1 pseudogene is annotated in these 278 nt (G+C 63.3%); it reads right to left on the reverse strand.

Features of this window, described 5'->3' with window-relative positions:
• Positions 1 to 278 (reverse strand): annotated as a pseudogene (locus SB751_RS29890) (amidophosphoribosyltransferase); the annotation flags it as partial.

A 278-nucleotide genomic window follows, 5' to 3' on the forward strand; every position in this document is an offset into this window, starting at 1 on the left:
GCCGACGTAGCGGTTCTTGAAGAAGCCTTCGCGATACTCAACGCCGAGCTTCGCGGCGACCTGCATTGCAGCCGGACGCGACGAATCGGGAATCGGCATCACGACGTCGATCGGCACGTTCGGCAGCTCGCGCTTGATCTTCTCGGCGAGGTAGTCGCCCATGCGCAGGCGCACGTTGTAGACGGGCACGCCGTCGAGGCACGAATCCGGACGGGCGAGATACACGTACTCGAACATGCACGGATTCAGCGTCGGCTGCTCCGCGCATTGCTGGCTGT

It is taken from the genome of Cupriavidus sp. SIMBA_020, from assembly GCF_046535395.1.
GTDB classification, from domain to species: Bacteria; Pseudomonadota; Gammaproteobacteria; order Burkholderiales; family Burkholderiaceae; genus Cupriavidus; species Cupriavidus campinensis.